Annotated in this window: 11 protein-coding genes; 2 read left to right on the top strand and 9 right to left on the bottom strand. The window is 63.8% G+C overall.

The window, feature by feature from the left end; genetic code table 11:
* Positions 1-26 precede the first annotated feature (26 nt).
* The gene (locus tag B9A19_RS06025) at positions 27-1,862 is read right to left on the bottom strand and encodes a M48 family metalloprotease (protein ID WP_176216808.1); all 1,836 of its coding nucleotides are present in this window, start codon (positions 1,860-1,862) and stop codon (positions 27-29) included.
* A 357-nt stretch (positions 1,863-2,219) separates the two neighbouring features.
* A complete protein-coding gene (locus B9A19_RS06020) occupies positions 2,220-4,304 on the bottom strand; it encodes a DUF4034 domain-containing protein (RefSeq protein WP_084089864.1) in 2,085 nt (694 codons plus the stop codon).
* A gap of 495 nt (positions 4,305-4,799) precedes the next feature.
* Between B9A19_RS06020 and B9A19_RS06015 the strand changes: the two genes are divergently transcribed.
* Together B9A19_RS06015 and B9A19_RS06010 are read left to right on the top strand one after the other, a co-directional pair.
* Positions 4,800-6,968, top strand: a complete 2,169-nt coding sequence (locus tag B9A19_RS06015) for an acyltransferase family protein (RefSeq protein ID WP_176216807.1) — start codon at positions 4,800-4,802, stop codon at positions 6,966-6,968.
* 76 nt (positions 6,969-7,044) lie between these two features.
* Positions 7,045-8,307 carry an endo-1,4-beta-xylanase gene (locus B9A19_RS06010; RefSeq protein WP_176216806.1) on the top strand — a complete coding sequence of 421 codons (1,263 nt, stop codon included), beginning with the start codon at positions 7,045-7,047 and terminating at the stop codon, positions 8,305-8,307.
* A gap of 264 nt (positions 8,308-8,571) precedes the next feature.
* On the opposite strand, the gene B9A19_RS06005 is transcribed toward B9A19_RS06010, so the two are convergent.
* From B9A19_RS06005 to B9A19_RS05975, 7 genes are all read right to left on the bottom strand, one after another.
* A complete protein-coding gene (locus B9A19_RS06005) occupies positions 8,572-10,656 on the bottom strand; it encodes a DUF4034 domain-containing protein (RefSeq protein WP_084089861.1) in 2,085 nt (694 codons plus the stop codon).
* Positions 10,657-10,799: 143 nt separating this feature from the next.
* The gene (locus B9A19_RS06000) at positions 10,800-11,348 is read right to left on the bottom strand and encodes an HD domain-containing protein (RefSeq protein ID WP_084089860.1); all 549 of its coding nucleotides are present in this window, start codon (positions 11,346-11,348) and stop codon (positions 10,800-10,802) included.
* Positions 11,349-11,392: 44 nt separating this feature from the next.
* Entirely contained in the window at positions 11,393-11,680 is a 288-nt protein-coding gene (locus tag B9A19_RS05995; RefSeq protein ID WP_084089859.1) for a YciI family protein, read from the bottom strand.
* A 49-nt stretch (positions 11,681-11,729) separates the two neighbouring features.
* Positions 11,730-12,314 carry a TetR/AcrR family transcriptional regulator gene (locus B9A19_RS05990; protein WP_084089858.1) on the bottom strand — a complete coding sequence of 195 codons (585 nt, stop codon included), beginning with the start codon at positions 12,312-12,314 and terminating at the stop codon, positions 11,730-11,732.
* A 381-nt stretch (positions 12,315-12,695) separates the two neighbouring features.
* Positions 12,696-13,865, bottom strand: a complete 1,170-nt coding sequence (locus B9A19_RS05985; protein WP_084089857.1) for a restriction endonuclease subunit S — start codon at positions 13,863-13,865, stop codon at positions 12,696-12,698.
* Positions 13,862-15,052: a PDDEXK nuclease domain-containing protein gene (locus B9A19_RS05980; RefSeq protein ID WP_084089856.1), complete on the bottom strand. Its 1,191-nt coding sequence runs from the start codon at positions 15,050-15,052 to the stop codon at positions 13,862-13,864. Before B9A19_RS05980 ends, B9A19_RS05985 begins: the two co-directional genes overlap by 4 nt.
* Entirely contained in the window at positions 15,049-16,881 is a 1,833-nt protein-coding gene (locus B9A19_RS05975) for a class I SAM-dependent DNA methyltransferase (RefSeq protein ID WP_084089855.1), read from the bottom strand. The genes B9A19_RS05980 and B9A19_RS05975 overlap by 4 nt, the downstream gene beginning before the upstream one ends.
* Positions 16,882-16,891: the final 10 nt, after the last annotated feature.

The following is a 16,891-nucleotide window of genomic DNA, read 5'->3' as shown; positions in this document are numbered from 1 at the left end:
CAGGCTGTGAACACATCCACCTGCCGCTACAGTTTGGCGGCGTCCACGCAGGCAGCCAAGCGCACATCACCGGGCAGCAGATAATCCACCGCCAGTTTCAGATGGGTTTTGCCCAGTACCTCGGGCAGCAGGCGGTTGCAGGCCGCGCGGGTGGCTTCGATCTGGCCGGTGGCGTTGGCCACGGTGCGCAGCAGCCAGTCATCCCAGGCCTTGATCAGCAGCAACCACTCCGGCGCAGCGGCGTCTTCCGACTGGCGAAACAGCCACACCGCGTTGGCGCTGCGCAGCAGCAAGTCCAGGTCGTTGCGCACCTTGGCCAGCTCGGCCTGCCCCAGCCCGTGCGGATACAGCTCGGGCGACTCGGCGTAGACATACAGCGCCGCCAGCTCGCTGCGGCACCAGGTGGCCAGCGCCGTGTCGGTCAGGCGCAGCGCGCAGGCCAGCAGCTCGCACAGCGGGGTTTCGCGCTCGGCCTCGGGATCGGCCAGCACGATCTGCCAGCGCCGGCTGGCCGCAGCCCAGTCGCCCCGCTTGGCGGTCTGCTCGGCCAACAGGCGGTTCAGGCCGGCATGGCGCGCATCCAGCGCCAGCCCCTGCCGCAAGGCATCGACCCACTCAGCCGCGCCCTGCCCGCGCTGGTAAACAGCCAGCACAAACCAGTCATCGGCGTTCAGGCGCTGGATCTGCTGCCGCCGCCGCGTGGCGTGGTACTCCGCCGTGCGCGCGCCGGCCGCATCGGCGGCCTGCTGCCAGTAAGGCTCGGCCGCTTGCTGCCAGTGCTCATCCAGCCGCGCGGCCAGCGCCGGCAGCGCCTTGCCCAGCCAGACGGTGGCAGCCGGGCGGGCCGGCCATTGCCAGGGCCAGTCTGCCGGCAGTTGCCCGGGGTGCACACCGGCCATCTGCAGGCGCTCGAGCAAGACCGGGTGGGTATCGCCCTCGGCGGCAGGCTCTGCCAGCGCAGCATCCAGCCAGGCGCGCGCCTGCGCCTGATCAACCGGCAATGCATGTTGCGGCACGCTCAGCAGCATTTGATATGGCGTCACCGCGGCTATCCCTTGCCGGCCAGCACCGGCATACAGTGTCTGCCAATAGTTGCTTAGCGTGCGGTCCTGCACCGCCATCGCCAGATGCAAGCGCCCTGCCGCAGCGCCCCCCTGCTGGACGGCCCACTGGTCGGCCATGCGCTCGCACACGCGGGAAAAAGCCAGCCGGCGCAGCCACAGGCGTGGCACATACCAGCGCAGGAACAAACGCAGCGGCACGGTAAACATGGCGTGGTTCTGCCGGTGGATATCGGCCAGCCGCCGCCACCACTGCAAGCGCACATGGAACCACTGCGACCAGCGGCCATGCTCGCGCGCCAGATGCGCGCATTCATGCAACAGCATGGCGCGGCAGCATGGCTCGTCCAGCGCCAGCAGCACCGGCAGGCCGATGGTCAGCCGGCGCCGCTGCCGCCGCCCCTGCTGCACCAGACGGATGCTGGCATTCATGCGGCCATCCAGCGCGATCTGCGTGCCATGCCGCATGCCCAACCCTTGTTCGATCTCGCGCAGCACGCCAGCCAGCACCGGCACGCTGGCCGGGTCAACCAGCAGCTCGTCCGCTTCCTGCGTATCCGGCTCGGCGCGCCGCGCCTGCAGCAGCAAGCGCACATAGGCCACGCCCGGCCAGGAGACGGTAAACACCAGCACCCAGAACCACAACATGCCCCCCAGCCAGCCAGCCAGCAGCGGCAGGCTGAACAGCAGTACGATCACGCCATAGACCGCCACATCACCCAGCAGCAGCCAGCCCAGCATGCGGGCGCGCGGCTCGGCGCGGGCGTCATCGTGATCGGGGCTACGCGCTGCGTTGCTCATGGTTGCCTGCATGGAAGATTGGCCCGAGGCCGGCTAGCGCCTTGCGACTGCGAGTGGTGTGGAACACAGCAGGAGCGCGCCGCTGCATTCCCCTTCAACACTGGTGCGCGCCCGGCCTGGCCGGGGGCTTGATGCCGCACGCGCGCAGGTACAGGCAAAAAGAACACGCGGCACCCGGCAATGTCATTCCTGCCGCTGACGAGCACAGCGAGGCCCCCTCGCGGCGGCGAGGGCGGGGGGTGTGGATTAAAGCAGGGCAGCGCCGCTGTATCGCCCTTCAACACTGGTGCGCGCCCGGCCTGGCCGGGTGCTTGATGCCGCATGCGCGCAGGTACAGCCAAACAGAACACGCGGCGCTCAGTCATGCATGCCCGGCGGATAATGTTCCGGCGCCAGCCTGTTGTGGCGCAGCGCATTGCGCAGCGAGCCCAGCAAGGAGCCGCCGCCGTGCAGCTCGGCATGCAGCTTGATGATCCAGTGGTCATCAGGTGCCAGCTCGCGCGCGCGGGTAATCCAGGCCTTGGCCACATGCTGGCTCTGCGGCACGCTGCTGCCATCGCGATAGGCCTTGGCCAGATCGTACATGGCACAGGCGCGATCGTAGGCATCCAGCTCGTCGTCGAGCGCATAGGGCCGCAACACCTTGTTGACGGCATCCAGCTGCTCGTCGTGCCCACCGTGAGCAATCATCACCCGCGCGCCGCGCACCCCCCCCATGCCGAGGCCCTTGCGCGCCGCGCTGAAAAACAATTCCTTGCAACGTTCATAGTGCTCGGGCCGGCGCAGATCGTAGGCCGGTTGCACGGTCATCTGGTGTGCGAAGCTGTATTCCGCATTGGGTGCGCCCAGCTCGGCGCCACGTTGCAGCCAGCGCATCGCCTCTTGCTGGTTGCGATGGGGATGCGGCTTGTAAAACGGGACCACGGCCGCCGAGAGCACCGGCTCTTCATCCGGCTCGCGCTCGCGCAACAGGTTGTACAGGCAGGCACACGAAGTGGCGCAATCGCGCTCGGCCAGGCCGCGCGCGAGATAGAGCGCCTGCTCGTGATAGCCCGATTCCCACAGCAGCGTCTCAAGCGTATCGGTCTGCAATCCGTAGAGCTCTTCTGCGGTGCGCACGGCACAAGCAGCCAGGATGACCTCTGCCCTAGCCGGGTCTGCCGCTACCCCCCACATGCCGAAACGATAGGCCACCGCCGCCCAGCCCAGCAGCCCGGCATAGTCGTTATTGGCCACCGCCTGCTCGAACAGGGTGCGCATCAGCTCGGGCGGCCCCGCCAGCCGGTGGAGCAGACACTGGTAAAGAAAGTCATGGCCATTCCAGCTGTCGGATTCGAAGGCAATCTGCGCCGGGGTTTGCGCAAAAGCCTGCGCGTAGATTTCCACGGCTTTGGCAGGCTGATCGAGCGAGTAACCATGGAAATGGGCCCATAGCTCCAGCACGCTGCGGCGTTGCGCAGGCGGCAGCGGCATGGTCAGCCAGGGCTGGAATTCGGCCTGCCAGCGGCGGAGCTGCGATTCGGCACCGGGCGGGGGCAAGGTCCACTCGTGAAAGGCCGAGAAATAGTCATGCGCGCCCACCCAGCGCACCGCATTGCGCGCCGGCTCGCCCAGCCCGGCGCAGAGGGGGCCGTGGGCAAACTGCTCGATCTCTTCGTGGCTGCCACCGCTCCAGCGCGGCGTGCGGTAAAACGCATAGGTCGTGAGGATTTCCAGCCAGTCGGGCCGGGCACGCGTTGCCTGCTGTACCCAGTACAGACGGCCGTCTTTTGCATCGTGCTCGGCGCGCAGCGGCAAACCGGGCGGCAGCGCGGCGGGGACGTCATCCAGCGGCATCAGGCCCGATGGCATCAGATGGGTGCCGACGGCCTCTTGCCACTCTTCCTCGGTCCCCTCGGGGCGTGCATCCGGGTCGCTGCGGCCGGCAAACAGCGCCACCAGCCAGCCAGGCTCGGTAAAACGCGCGCTGAGCTCGTACATGTGCAGATAGACCATGGCCGCGCGCGGATTGCAGCGCATGGCTTCGCAGAAATGCACCACGGCATGTTCGGCCGCCACCGTTGCGGCCAGCCACTGCACCGCGCTTACCTCTTTGGCAAAGCCCCGGCCGCGAAACTGCCGCGCCCGGATGTGGGCGCACGCGCCCGACATCAGGTGCGCATGATAGGAGTCGGGATAGGCCTGCACCCACGCCTGCAAAAACGCCACCCGCTCCTGCCTGGGTACCACGGCACCATCGAACAGCGCTGGCTCGCGGCACAGCGGCACATAGGGGTGCTCGTCGGGGTTGGCCGCCTCCCACCAGCCCTGCTCCAGCAGGCGGTAAATCATTTCCACCCGGTGCACATCGCCCGCCGCCGCAAGGGTGCGCAAACGATCACGCAGCGCACGCACGCCGTGCGTTGCCAGCTGCTGGGCTTTGGAGGGCTGGGAAACGGACATGGGCGAACTCGCTTGTGGTTGGTCATCCTCTCTGGAGGCCTACCCTAAATGAGCTTTCTTTTACCTTGCAACCGCGACATCACCAACGGGGTGGAAGGGGGCTGTTTTGTTGCGAATCTGCACGGGGTCAACGCGGGTGGTGCGATATTTGGGGGCAAGAGTACCTGCCGACACACTGGAATGCCCCCGACTTTGCCGCCTGCTTAGATACCGTCACCTCGTCATTTCAGCGACATGACAGAAACCTGCCAAACAATCCTGTTGCACGTACCAACAGTTACATGCCGAATGCCTGTCGAAAATGCAGCATGACTGTTAAGATTTCCGACAATTTTCCCCAGGCTTTGACAACTGCAATGCAAATTGCGGCTTGGCAATCCCGGGTTTTGACGGATGTGCAGCTGCTGCACTTGCAGCGTGCGGGCCTTCGTCCCTCCGCGCCAGCCAGCCGGCGCAGCAACGGCGTACGGGATTTACCGCCCGGCCAGAGCCTCCATGATGAACAGCACCGAATACATCGCGCCGGGCAATGACGGCGGCACAGACATCCATGCCAGAAACCGCAACGCAGCCGGCCAGCGGGGCAGCCCGGCCACCAGCGCAAGTACGGCTGCACCGGCGCTCGGCGACGGGCATGCTGCGGCACACCCGGCATACCGGCCGGACATCGATGGCCTGCGCGCCGTGGCCGTGCTGGCCGTGGTCATTTTCCATGCCTTTCCGCGCTGGCTGGCCGGCGGCTATGTCGGCGTCGACATCTTTTTCGTCATTTCGGGCTTCCTGATCTCGTCCATCCTGTTTGGCAGCCTGCGGAACAACAGCTTCAGCTTTGTCGATTTTTACTCGCGCCGCGCACGCCGCATCTTTCCGGCACTGATCGTGATGCTGGTGACCGTAGCCCTGTCCGGCTGGTATGTGCTGACGCCGGACGAATTTGCCATGCTGGGCAAACACATCGCCGCCGGCTCTGGCTTTGTGGCCAACGTCGCGCTGTGGCTGGAAACGGGCTACTTCGACACGGCGGCCGACGCCAAGCCGCTGCTGCATCTTTGGTCGCTGGGCGTCGAGGAGCAGTTCTACATCGTCTGGCCGCTGCTGCTGTGGGCCGCGTGGCGTCGCCGCCTGAACCTGCTGGTGGTCGGCGCGGTCATTGCCACGACTTCGTTCGCGGCCAACGTATATGGCATTGCGCAGTATGCCGACGCGGTCTTCTACCTGCCGTTTACACGCTTCTGGGAGCTGCTGGGCGGCGCCGGCCTTGCCTACGCCGTCACGGTCAGGGGCCATGCCGATATCGGCCGGGCCTTTGCCGGGCAGCGCAGCGCCATGGCCGCACGGCATGCGTGCTCGCTGACGGGTGCCGCACTGCTGGCGCACACCATCTACACGCTGGACAAATCGCATGCCTTCCCCGGCTGGTGGGCCGTACCGCCGGTGCTGGGCGCCATGCTGCTGATCGCAGCCGGCCCGCAGGCCGTGGTCAACCGCTTTGTGCTGGGCAACCGTGTCATGGCAGGTATAGGCCTGATCAGCTATCCCCTCTATATCTGGCACTGGCCGCTGCTTGCCTTCGGCCGCATCCTTGCCGGCAATATGTCGAAAGAACTGCGCTTTGCGCTGATCGGGGCAGCATTCGTGCTGGCCTGGGCCACTTACCGCCTGGTGGAGCAACGCCTGCGCCGCCCGAACCCGCAAGCATCGCGCGAGCGCAATCGTGCCGCGCTGACCGGTCTGTATGCAGGCATGGCCGCGCTGTGCCTTGCCGGTCTGGCCATGTTTGGCGGCCTGCTGGGCGCACGCAGCACCACGCGCGATGTCGATGCCTTGCTCGCCGCGCAGTACGATTGGGACTTCCCCCCGCGCAACTTCAAGAAACTGGCCGCAACGGGGCCGAGCTTCTATACGCGCGCTGGCACCGACCCGCACTATGTCGTGTTCATTGGCGATTCCATCGTCGAGCAATACGCAGCGCGCGTCGACCGGCTACTGACCGAAAACCCGCGCCCGCAATATTCCGTCATCTTTGCCACCGGCCCCGGCTGCCCGGCCGTGCCCGGCGTGTTCCACATCGCGACGCACACGCACGCCGCCTGCCCGGGCGTGGCGGCCGGATCGTACGAGCTTGCCCACCGCGACGATGTGAAAGTCGTGGTCATCGGTGGCAACTGGGACAATTATCTGAACCCGCAGAATGCCGAGCTGATGTTCAAGTCGGGTGGGCGCCAGATTCCATTCGGCGAGCCGGGTGCCGTCGATGCCGCGTTTGCCGCACTGGAAAAGGAAGTGGCATCGCTCGCGCAGACCAAGCAGGTCTATCTGCTGCTCAATTCGCCCAAGGATGAGCGCTTCTCACCCAAAAGCATGCTGAACGGCTCACGCTGGACCACGCTGTCGCGCCGCCACGATACGCCCATGGTCGACATCAGCGCCTTCCAGCAAAAGAACGCGGCCATCTGGGCGCGCCTGCGCGACATTGCCACCCGCCATGGCGCCAGGGTGATAGACCCGATTGCCACACTATGCCGGGGCTCGATCTGCCCGGCCATGTCGAACGACGGCGAGCCACACTTCATGGACCATGAACACATGCGGCCGTTCTATGTGCGGGACAACGCGACTTACATCGATCAAACACTGGCTGTCGATTCGGCAAGTTTGCAATAAGTTAACTTGTCCCAAGCGGGGCGAGGCGCTAGTGTAGGACGCCGCTCATTTCCAGGTCGCCGATATGATCTACCTCATGAACCCGCGCCTCGCTCTGGCTGCACTTGCGCTGTCTGCAGGCATTGCACACGCTGCGCCCCAAGGGGAACGTCCCGTCTTTCTGGGCCAGCATATCCTCTATAACCGCACCTTTGACGGCCTGCAGGACAATCTGTTCGACGGTCTGCGCATCTGGGGGGCTGAAGGCACCACCTGGCGCGAAATCGAGCCACAGAAGGGCCAGTTCGATTTCAAGCGCTTCGACGAGCACGTTGCCGCTGCACAGGCGCGCCACTTGCCGCTGATGCACACGCTGGGCCAGACCCCGCTCTGGGCATCGGCACGGCCGGATGAACAGGGCAACACCGGCCCCGGCGCAGCGGCCGAGCCGGCAGACATGGAAGACTGGGCGCGCTACGTGCGCACAGTAGCCACGCGCTACAAGGGCAAGATATCGGCCTACGAGGTGATGAACGAGCCGCGCGTGCCCGAGGCAGTCAAAGTCTGGTCACCAGGCTTTTTCTCGGGCAGTGCTGCCAAGCTGGCGGAACTGACCAGAATCACCGCCACCGAAGTGCGCAGGATCGACCCGACTGCCAAGATTGTCTGCCCGAGCATGGACGGGTTCGACGGCCTGAAGCGCCTGGATGCCTTTCTGAAAACGGGTGCCGGCCAGTACTGCGACGTGATCGGCTTTCACTACTACCTGCCGCGCCAGACCGTGAAAGAACTACGCGACATGGTGGAAGAAACCAACCGCATCAAGGCCGGCTATGGCCTGGCCAAAACCCCGGTCTGGGATACGGAAACGGGCGTCATTGTCGCCGAGGCCGGCTACAACTTGCAGCCCAAATTCAAGGAAGGGCCACTCAGCAAGAGCTTCCAGAGCGACGATGCCGCACGTCTGGCCGCCAAGATGCTGGTCGTGTCGCACAACCTCGGCGTGGAACGAACCTACTGGTTTGCGCACGATACCTCGTGGATGGGCTCGACCATGGCAGACAAGCGCCAGAACCGCCTGAACAACTTCGGCCGGGCGCTGGCGGTGCTGCACGGCTGGCTGGGCGGCCGCTATCTGCGCAATTGCACCGATGCCGGCACGGCGATGTCCTGCGAGGTGTACGACGGCAAGAGCAAGCTAGGCGCCATCTACTGGGGCCCGGGCAAACCCTCGGCCGCCTGGAGCAAGGAGGGTTACAGCCGGATCGAATTCCTCGACGGCACCAGCACCACGCTGACCGGCTTCGACCCCGCAACGACGCTGCCACGCATGCCGGACGATGTTGTGTTGCTGCGCTGAGCGCAAGGGCCGGCAGCGGTCGGGGCGATATCGACGCCGGCCAGATCGCTGCCAGCTGCTGGGCTTTGGTGGGCTGGGAAACGGACATGGCAAGCTCGCTGGGGTAGTCGTTCTCTCTGGATACCTACCCTAAATGAGCTTTCTGACACCTTGCAACCACCGCATCGCCAACGGGGCAGAAGGGGGCGGTTTTGTTGCGAATCTGCACGCTACCGCCCCGTTGGCCCCGGGGTCATGCCTGGCCGCGCCTGGCGCAGGGATGGATCAGTCGTGCATGCCGGGCGGGTAGTGCTCTGCCGCCAGCTTGTCGCTGCCACGGAAGGCGCCAAACACCGACCCCAGCAGCGAACCGCCGCCGTGCAGCTCACCGTGCAATTCGCCGATCCAGCCATCATCGGGCGCCAGCTCCTGCGCGCGGGTAATCCATGCCTTGGCCGCATGCAGGCTCTTGGGCACGCCACGGCCATCGCGATAGGCCTTGGCCAGATCGGTCATGGCCCAGGCGCGTGCGCTGGTGCTTCGGTCGTCGTCCAGCGCGTATGGCCGCAGCAGCTTGGCAATCGCATCGCGCTGTTCGTCGGCATTGCCATGCGTCAGCATCACGCGGCCCAATTGCAGCCAACCCTGGTGCAAGCCCTTGTGGGCTGCATTCAGGAACAGGGTCTTGCAGCGTTCATACTGCTCCGGGCGGCTCAGGTCGTACTCCGGCTGCTCGGTCATGTGATAGGCAAAGTTGTATTCCGCCAGCGGTGCGCCCAACTCGGCCCCGCGCTCCAGCCAGCGCAATGCCTCATGCTGGTTGCGATAAGGCTGCGGCTGATAGAACGGCGCTGCGACAGCCGAGGATGGCACCGGGTCGTCATCCGCATCACGCACGCGCAGCAGGGTGTACAGATAGGCACACGACGACGCGCAATCACGCTGTGCCAGCCCGCGTGCCACACAAAGCGCCTGTTCGTGATAGCCGGCCTCCCACAGCAGGCCTTCCAGCGATTCTGTCGTCAACCCGTCGCTTTCGTCGGCGGTTTGCTGCGCGCTTGCATCCAGCAAGGCTTCGGCCCTGGCCGGGTCCGCTGCAACGCCCCACATGCCGAAACGGTATGCCACTGCGGCCCATGCCAGCAGCGCTGCGTAGTTGTTGTTGCCGGCCGCTTGCTCGAACAGCGCGCGCATGAATTCGGCCGGCGCCTCCTGGCGGTGGCGCAGAAACTGATAGATGAAGTCGTGGCCGTAGTTGCTGGAAGGGCCGAAAGCCAGATCCTGCGGGGTTTGCGAAAAGGCCTCGATGTAAATGCGTACCGCCTGCTCGGGCTGCTGCAGCGATTTGCCATGAAAGCATGCCCACAATTCCAGCATGTGGCGGCGGTGTGCGGGCGGCAGCGGCGTGGTCAGCCAGGGCTGGAACTGGGCATGCCACTGGCGGATCTGCGATTCAGCTCCCGGCTCAGGCAGCGCCCAATCGTGAAAGGCAGAGAAATAGTCATGTGCGCCCATCCAGCGCACCGCATTGCGCTCGGCTTCATTCAGGCCCGCACACAAGGGGCCGTGGGCAAACTGTTCGATCTCTTCGTGGCTGCCACCCCAGCGCGGCGTGCGGTAAAAGGCATAGCTGGTGACGATGCCCAGCCAGTTGGGGCGCGCCTGCGCCGCCTGCTGCACCCAGTACAACGCACCGTCGTCGGCATCATGTTCGGCACGCAGCGGCAATCCCCGCGGCAGCTCGGTGGTCACCACATCCAGCGGGATCAGGCCGGCCGGCTCGAACAATTCGGCCGCCGCCTGCCAGGTGGCTTCATCCGCCTCGGGGCGCGCATCCGGGTCGCTACTGCCGGCAAACAGTGCCACCAGCCAATCCGGCTCGGAAAAGCGCGAGGCGATCTCGTACATGTTCGCATAGGCGATGGCCGCACGCGGATTACAGCGCATGGCTTCGCAAAAATGCACCACGGCATGCTCGCAAGCTACGGCAGCGGCCAGCCACTGCGCATCGCTGACCTGCTGCGCCCAGTCACCACCGCGAAAATCCTGCGCACGTCTCAATGCATAAATACCCAGCATCAAGTGCGCGTGATACGACTCGGGGCAGGCCTGCACCCAGGCATGCAGAAAGGCCAGCCGCTGCGGCCCGGCCACTTGCCGGGTATCGAACAGCGCCCCCTCGGCACACACCGCTTCATAAGGACGATCATCCGGCTTGGCCGCCGCCCACCAGTCCTGCTCCAGCAACTGGTAAATCTTCTCGACGCGCTGCACGTCACCCGCCGCAGCCAGTACACGCAAACGGTCGCGCAACACCAGCAGCCCTTGATCGGCAAGTTGTTGAGCAACGGAGGGCTCGGAAACCAGCATGGCAAACTCACTTGTGGGTAGTCATTTTCACGGGATGCTTACCCTAATTGAGCTTTCCAATTCCTTGCAACAACAGCATGCTCAGCGGAGGATATAGGGGGCGTTCTGTTGCGAATCTGCACGCCTCCCCGGTTGCCCCGGGTTCATGCCTGACCGTAAGCAGCAATCTTGTCGGTCAGTCGCGCGGCCAGCGGGGTGCTGGCGTGGCCCAGCGCATCCAGAATGAGGCTCGCCTCGATGCGGTATTGCGCGATCTTCTCATCACTCCAGTAATACGGTGGGTGATAGAGATTGGTAATGCGGTCGGCGAGCTTTACCAGTGCGATCTCCCGGGGCTGCTGCAAAATGCGCTGCAAGCTGTCCGCCATCTGTTCCTGCTTGGTGGGCAACTGCTCATTCTTGGTCAAAGCCAGCACGCCGGCAGCCACGGCCGGGCCAAAGGTCTGCGCCAACTCCTCGACCGTTGCGGGCGTATCCTCAACCACGTCGTGCAACAGCGCGCACTGCAGCGCCAGATCGACATCCAGACCGCTGTCCTGCCCACAGCCCCACAGCACTTCGGCCGCCACACTGGCGATGTGGTTGATATAGGGAATGCGCTCATCCGGCCGGGTGCCGCCGTAAGTCTGCCCCATATGGTGCAAGGTGGCGAAATGCCACGCCTGCGCGTAGCGATCGATGCTCCAGTGCATGAGTGCCTCCTTGGCAATTTGAGGTGCGGCTCTTGCTATCCGGCTCAGGCGAGCAAGAAGGCCAATGGCTCGCTGGCGCGCGACGGCGCAATCTCGATGATTTTTGCGCCGACCACACCCTCGGCCACGAAAGGGTCTTGCGCCACGCGCTGTTCCAGCTCGGCCCGCGTCACACCGTGCGCCAGCACCGCACCACCCGCAGCAGGCAGGACGCTGCCCGACAACTGGAACACCCCGTCATCAAAGCCGCGCTGCAGCCACGCCTTGTGCCCTTCCATAAAGTGGGCTGCCTGGCTTTTGTTGGTAGCAAATTCGAGCAAAACAACAAACATGGGTACACCTCCAAACGGTGATGCAGGTGGTTGAAACGGAAAAATTTGCTCAAGACATGGCCAGTTGCACGTCCAGCCAGGCATGCATGGCGGCCACCTCGCGGCGGATGAAATCTTCATCGTGAAACGACTGCGCCAGTGCGGCAACGCCCTGGCTGCGCATCAACAGATGCATGGCCAGCGTATCGGCCTCTGCTCCTCGCCCTGCGGCATGGAACTGGCAGGCCAGCCAGTCACGGAACAGGGTATAGAGCTTGCTGGCATCGGCATGCGCCAGATGGCCAAGCTTGGCCAGCTCTGCGCACAGCGTGCCGACCGGGCAGCCGTAGCGCATGATCGGCTCGCGATTGGCAATCAGCAGGTTGATGAAACAGCGTATCCGCACGGCTGGCGCATCGTTATCAGCCGCCCAGCCAGCCAGCAGCGCTTGCGTACGCACCAGGCGGGATGCAATCACCGCCGCCAGAATGTCGTCCTTGGTCTTGAAGTGGTAATAGAAATTGCCGCGCGATATACCCACCGCAGCCGCAATGTCGGTGAACGACGCGTGCTCGAAACCGTGCTGATAAAACAGCGTATCCGCCGCAGCAATGATTTGCTCGCGCGTCGTCGCGCTATCCGGGGCAAGGCGCATGGCAATCCGTCCAGTTGATCAGTGAATCCATTGTGCGGATGCCCGCCAGGCGGCTGCCGAGGGTCATTCAGTTTTGCACGGCACTTAGGACAATCATCCTAATCATTCCCAGAATAGGACAATCATCCTAAAACAGTCAAGCAACGGCACTACACTCAAGGCGCACGTGGAAAATGACCACGGTGGCTGGCAAACAAAGAAAAAGCCCCGTCGAAACGGGGCTTTGGCGCTGAGACAGTGATGGCAACACCGACAACAATCACAAGTTACGCAGAACAAGCATGATACTGTTGGCCATTGCTGCAGCGCCCGCAGTCGGCCCCCTCACAAAGATATGTGGGTCATCGGCCATCGTCGAACAGCGCGTTTTGCAACGGCTGGTCAGGCATGGTCGGTCACTCCGGTCGAGAAAACGCGCTCCAGCGTCGCGGGTAGCAGTGCGGCATTGGCTTCGCGGATCGCTGAGTGTTTGGCCTTGAGGGTCTGTGCATGCTGGTAGATGGCGCGGAGTTCAAGCTGCTTGTCCATCGGGGGCACCGGCATCTCATAACTGAGGAAGGCGGTAGGCTGCAATCGACGGCGACGGGCATTCGTGCCGCCACTAATCTCCGCCAGTGTTGGCCAGACTTCCGGCGTGCGGAAGTAGATGTCGAGCACTTCGGGCAGCACGGCTTCAGTGTTGACCGTGAATACCGGAAACTCGGGTGACACCACCATGCCGTCGCACCCTGGCGGCACGACGCCCAACGCACCCTCCCAGGCCATCAGCTTGGGATAAATGAAATCGCCGGCACGAACGGTGGACAGCCGTTGATAGGCAAACTCGCTGCCCATCTTGATCGCACTGGGGAACACTCCTCGCCCGAAGGAGTAGACGCCCGCAAAACGGTACTGGGCTGTGCCGTCCACGGCCACATCTGGCTGTCGTTGCGAGACCAGCTCCGACATACGGCGCTTCACCGGCCGCTCGCCCTCGCGGCCAAATATGTAGCTGCGGATCAGACGCTCGGCATCGCGCTCAACGGCATCCAGATGCGCTTCGACCTGCCGGGCTTTCTCGGCCAGTGCGTCGAGGCGGGCGACGAGGGCTTGTTGTTCGGTCAACGGAGGGAGTGGGATTTCTAGATCGAAGAAGAACTGCTCCTTGAAGCGGTTGCGCGTGGTTGGCGTGCTACCTGTGCAGTTTTCCTCAACTTTCCGCCACACGTTTGGCAACTGGAACCATCTGGCCAAGTAACCCACATCAAGGCGTTCTTGATTGGTACGGAAAATGGGGAACTCGTTGGAGACAAAGCAGCCGTCCATTGCGTCTGTGATAACCCCAAACGCTCCGCGCCAAGCGAACAAACGGCTGTAGATGAAGTCGCCCGACTGAACCTGATTGAGACGCCCGGCCGATGTCTCTGCACCTGTGACTGTTTCGCGGATGAAAGGGCCATTTCCTTCGAGACGCACTCCAAGCAGGTGATAGGTTGCGTTGGGATCAACTCTCTCCATGCGGTCGATCTGCTCAAGCAAATCCCCGAGCTTCACCAAGGGCCACGCCTTCATACGTCCCCCTCCACATCGCCACCGCGCCCGGCCCGTCTTGCCTCCAGCTCCCGGCGCGTCTTGTCGAGTTCCTCGGCCAGCAGCTTTTCATCCGGCAGGACGGTCTGGTATTCCGCAGCCAGTACCTTGTTTGGCAGACCTTCCAGGGCGTAATGGGCTTCGTTGCTGCCCTTGCTTGCACACAGGATCAGGCCAACGGGTGGGTTCTCGCCCGGTTTCATCCAGTGCTCGCGGGCATAGTTCAGATACAAGTGCATCTGCCCTGCATCGGCATGGCTGAACTTGCCGATCTTGAGGTCGATGATCAGCAGGCACTTGAGTCGGCGGTGGAAGAACAGCAGGTCAACGCGGAACCAGGTGTCGTCCAGCCGCAGGCGGCGCTGACGGCCGACAAAGGCGAAGTCGTCGCCCAGTTCCAGCAGGAAGTCGGCCAGATGCTGAATCAGGGCGTCTTCCAGGTCGGACTCGGAATACTCGTCCCTGAGGTTGAGGAACTCCAGCACGAAGGGGTCTTTGATGGCTTGCTCGGGCGTGATGGCGTCGCCAGGCTCGGCCACTTCGCCCTTTTCCAGCATCGCCGCCTTGTTGTGCGACAGGGCGGTGCGTTCGTAAAACTGGCTGCCCACCTGGCGGTCGAGCTGGCGCACCGACCAGCCGCAACGCAGCGTCTCGGTTTCATAAAAGGCGCGGGCCTGCGGGTTCTTGACCGAGAGCAGGCGCACATAGGCCGACCACGGCAGCGGAAAGGCCTGTGCCAGCGCCGCCAGGTCGATGGATTGCCGAGGCGTGCCGGGCACAGGGCCCGCAGCCAAGTCGCCAGACAGCGTCTGGCGAATTTTGGGGGCTGGAGATTTTGCAGACAGTGTCTGCAAAATCTGGTCGGCTGGCCAAGCAAGGTAGAACGTGCGCATTTGGGCCAGATTGCGCCAGCCAAAGCCGCGCCCGAACTGGCGACTTAAATCGCCTCCAAGCCGCTTGATCATTGCCTCGCCATACCCGGCCCGCTCCTGCCCGCCCTGTTCGAACTCGACGATGCGCCGCCCGATTTCCCAGTAAGAGGCGGTCATCAGCGCATTGACGCTGCGTGCGGCGGCATGACGCGCCGCCTCCAGCAACGTGACGATGTCGGTGTGGACGGCGACGTAGTCGGCCTGATTCTGGGGCGTTGGCACGGTGGGTGCTGTCATGCCTGCACCTCGGCGACCAAGGCCTCAATCTCACCCAGCAGGCGCATGACCTCGGCCTCGTGGCTGCGCATGGCGGCAATCAGGTCTTTCGGGTCGGCGTGCTCCAGTCCGGCGCGGGCGTGCGGGTTCTTGATGTCCAGGTTGTAAATGGGCCAGTACAGGCTGTCACCTTCGGCCTGTGCCACCTTGGCTGATTGCTCATGGGCTTGCTGCTCGGCCTTCAAGGCGCGCAGTTGATCTTGCAGGGCTGCCTTGTTGCCATTCGTGGCCGCCTGAATGGTTTGCTCCAGCTCGCGGATGGGCTTGCCCAGGGCGATGGCGGCATTGCGCGCGGCCTCGGCTTTTTGCCAATGCGGCGTGGCGGCCTCGACGGCGGCTGCGCGCTTGGCGGCAAAGTCCACCTTCCAGGCCTGCGGGCCTTCCTCCCGGTTGTTCCACCACGATGTTGCCTGCGCGAATTCCTCGAACTGCAAGGGGGCCGTCTTGCTGTACTTCTTGCGGCCTTCCGGCAGCGGCAGCTCGTAATACCAGATGGTGTCGGTCGGGCCGCCACGCTCGAAGAACAGCAGGTTGGCCGGGATGTCGGTATAGGGCGCGAACACGCCCTGCGGCAGGCGCACGATGGTGTGCAGCCTGAATTCCTTGAGCATCTCCTCCTTGATGACGGCGCAGACGCCATCACCAAACAGGGTGCCATTGGGCACGACCACGGCGGCACGGCCGCCACGGGCAGCCGGTTTGCCGCCTGGCACCGGAGCACCGGCCACGCGCAGCTTGCGCATGACGTACTGCAGGAACAGCAGCGTGGTTTCCGCCGTCTGCATATTGGGTGGGAAGTTGGCTTTGATGCCGACCTCTTCCTCGCCGCCAAAGGGCGGGTTGGTAAGGATCACGTCCACGCGCTCGCCGTGGCCGATCTCGTTGATCCGCCGCTCCAGCGTGTTGCCATAGGCGATCTGCGGTGCTTCCAGGCCGTGCAGCAACAGGTTCATCTGCGCCAGCATGTAGGGTAGCGGCTTGGCTTCCTGCCCATACAGGGTGTCGCACTGCAAGGCGCGGCGCTGGTCTGGTGTGGCCACCTGTGGCGCGATATGGTCGTAGGCCTCGACCAGAAAGCCGCCCGTGCCACAAGCCGGATCAAGCACTGTTTCGTCCAAACGCGGATCAGTCACTTGCACCATAAAGCGCACGACCGGGCGCGGTGTGTAGAACTCGCCGGCATCGCCCGCTGCATCGCGCATCTCGCGCAGCATGGATTCGTACAGGTGCGAGAGGGTGTGGATTTCCTCGCTGGCCGAGAAATGGATGCCGTTGATCTTGTTGATGATGTCGCGCAGCAGGTAGCCACTGACCATGCGGTTCTGCACGCCCTTGAACACATTGGCGATGACTTCACGCTGGCTGCCTTTTTCGCCCTCACCCGCAAGACCACGCAAATAGGCGAACAGGCCCCTGCCGGCATTGCCGTCAGCGCGCACAGCGAATTCCTGGCTGATAAAGGCCAGCAGTTCATCACCGGAGATGCCGTCTTCTCTGGCCGCCCAGTCGCGCCAGCGGTAGGGCGCTTCGATGATGGGCTGATAGCGCTTGCCGTCGAGTTCGGCCTCTTCCTCGTGCACGATTTCGAGGTCGTCAAGGAACTTGAGGAACATTACCCAGGTCAGCAGCGGCAGGCGATCCACGTCGCCATTGAGCCCTTTGTCCTTGCGCAGAATCTTGCGGGCAGTGCCGATCAGCGCCGAGAGGTTTTCTCGGGTAGTGAGTGGCGCCTTGGCTTTGCGTGGTGCTCGCGTCTTTTTCTCGCCAGTTGGCGTGGTGGTCTTGGCCATTAAAGCTGGT

This window comes from Andreprevotia lacus DSM 23236 (assembly GCF_900176275.1).
Taxonomy (GTDB): Bacteria; Pseudomonadota; Gammaproteobacteria; order Burkholderiales; family Chitinibacteraceae; genus Andreprevotia; species Andreprevotia lacus.
The sequence above is the reverse complement of the archived record's forward strand: the minus strand, read 5'-3'. Positions and strand labels throughout refer to the sequence as shown.

Bases quoted from the DNA above. Each gene is read 5' to 3' on its own strand.
- B9A19_RS05975 (WP_084089855.1), bottom strand. From the start codon at position 16,881: ATGGCCAAGACCACCACGCCAACTGGCGAGAAAAAGACGCGAGCACCA.
- B9A19_RS05985 (WP_084089857.1), bottom strand. From the start codon at position 13,865: ATGAAGGCGTGGCCCTTGGTGAAGCTCGGGGATTTGCTTGAGCAGATC.
- B9A19_RS05990 (WP_084089858.1), bottom strand. From the start codon at position 12,314: ATGCGCCTTGCCCCGGATAGCGCGACGACGCGCGAGCAAATCATTGCT.
- B9A19_RS06020 (WP_084089864.1), bottom strand. From the start codon at position 4,304: ATGTCCGTTTCCCAGCCCTCCAAAGCCCAGCAGCTGGCAACGCACGGC.
- B9A19_RS06025 (WP_176216808.1), bottom strand. From the start codon at position 1,862: ATGAGCAACGCAGCGCGTAGCCCCGATCACGATGACGCCCGCGCCGAG.
- B9A19_RS05980 (WP_084089856.1), bottom strand. From the start codon at position 15,052: ATGACAGCACCCACCGTGCCAACGCCCCAGAATCAGGCCGACTACGTC.
- B9A19_RS06015 (WP_176216807.1), top strand. From the start codon at position 4,800: ATGATGAACAGCACCGAATACATCGCGCCGGGCAATGACGGCGGCACA.
- B9A19_RS06000 (WP_084089860.1), bottom strand. From the start codon at position 11,348: ATGCACTGGAGCATCGATCGCTACGCGCAGGCGTGGCATTTCGCCACC.
- B9A19_RS06010 (WP_176216806.1), top strand. From the start codon at position 7,045: ATGAACCCGCGCCTCGCTCTGGCTGCACTTGCGCTGTCTGCAGGCATT.
- B9A19_RS05995 (WP_084089859.1), bottom strand. From the start codon at position 11,680: ATGTTTGTTGTTTTGCTCGAATTTGCTACCAACAAAAGCCAGGCAGCC.
- B9A19_RS06005 (WP_084089861.1), bottom strand. From the start codon at position 10,656: ATGCTGGTTTCCGAGCCCTCCGTTGCTCAACAACTTGCCGATCAAGGG.